This window comes from Prevotella sp. P2-180 (genome assembly GCF_002251435.1).
Taxonomy (GTDB): domain Bacteria; phylum Bacteroidota; class Bacteroidia; order Bacteroidales; family Bacteroidaceae; genus Prevotella.
The window spans coordinates 1-1,515 of record NZ_NPJI01000109.1; the positions used below are offsets into that span (position 1 = coordinate 1).

Annotated in this window: 1 protein-coding gene and 1 pseudogene; one reads left to right on the forward strand and one right to left on the reverse strand. The window is 40.1% G+C overall.

What is annotated here, in order from left to right; genetic code table 11:
- Nucleotides 1–737: Rpn family recombination-promoting nuclease/putative transposase (locus CIK98_RS15315; RefSeq protein ID WP_094385774.1), on the reverse strand; the 737-nt coding region annotated here is incomplete at its 3' end.
- Between the two features lie 297 nt (nucleotides 738–1,034).
- Here CIK98_RS15315 and CIK98_RS15320 point away from each other — a divergent pair.
- Nucleotides 1,035–1,515 (forward strand): annotated as a pseudogene (locus CIK98_RS15320) (hypothetical protein); the annotation flags it as partial.

Genomic DNA, 1,515 nt, shown 5'->3' on the forward strand with positions numbered 1-1,515 from the left:
CCTTTCTCCTCCGCCGTGTCAAGCGAGTTCTTGAGGTCGCGATAGGTCTTGAGGCTGTCCTCGTATTCCTTCAGTTCGACTGGAGTGAACTTGGCTATCTCAGCCACCTGAAACAGACGGTCGAATATCTTGTCGCGCAGGGCTGCGGGACGCTCGTTGAGGGAGGGGAGATTCTTTAGGGCATAGAGCCACTTGTCGTAGGGGGTGACAAGCTCATTCTCGGTCTTATTGAACTTTGCCACCTCGACGTATATAAATTCTAACTTGTCATAGAAGACGCGTTTCGTGGCGGTATCACAGAGTTGCACATGATGACTGATTTCATTCATGTCAAAAGCCGTCTCGTCCTTCATGTCGTAATTCAGCAGGGCGACAGTATATACAGGATTCAACTTGTAGTTCCAGGTGTCGCCCTTGGGTGCTTGCTCACGAATGGGGAATGTAGAATAATACACTGATCTGTCCTTGAAGAATTTCTGCGATGCGTTCTGCATCTCGACAATAAACTTCTCGCCGTCCTCGCTCTCGCAATAGACGTCGAAGATGGCCTTGCGCTCGGTGTATATATCGCCGACGTGCTCGGAGTTGCTGTATTTCAAGCTCTTGATTACCTTGCGCCCGTCAAACAGGCTATTGAGGAAATTGATCAGCAAGTCCTTGTTGGGGGCAGTGCCGAATATGCGCTTGAAACCGAAGTCGGTCAGCAGGCTGATGTATCTTTCTTCTATTCCATTCATACCACAAAACATATTTTTGCTACAAAAATACAATTTTTCCGGGAAAGATGCAAGAAAATCCACAGAAATTTTGCAGATGAAGATTTATTTGTTGCTGTCAAACAACTCTTCTTGGATGCAAAATACAAAAAAGAAGGAATTTACATGCCAAGATTGTTACAAAAAACGTTAAAAGCAACAACAAATATTAGCAAATCTTTTGCTTATTTGTTTTTTTTGCATTATATTTGCAGCGAAAATAAATTTAAAAAAGCATAATTTATTCACCCCACTTTAAGTGGCCTTAATTTTACAAACATGAACAAAAAAGTATTCCATTGCAATGGTAAAACGATTTTGACCATCGCTGTCACAAGTCTTCTTGTTGGCTGTAACTCTGAATTGGAAGATGCTTTTCTTACGGAAACATCACCACAACTATTTGGTGTATGTCAAGTAAGCACAGGTAATGTTGTGCAACATAAGGATTCTATAGCCTTTACTGATTTAGATATTGCATGGTTCAATCCTAAAACACGAGAAATCAAATTTAAGGAATATGATAAAATAAAATCTATCCCAATCTACGCATCAATAAGTGTAAAAAGTTCATCTGAAACACTGTTCATTATAGCAGCTAATATCAATCCTGTTGTGAATCGTGCATATGATGATTTGGTCTTATTCTGTGACAAGGATGGCAAATACTATCTCAACGATAATTATCCGAATTATTGGAATTTAGAAAAGACAAAACAAAATGCAGATAAGCGTTCTGAAGGTTGGAATAAATTTATCA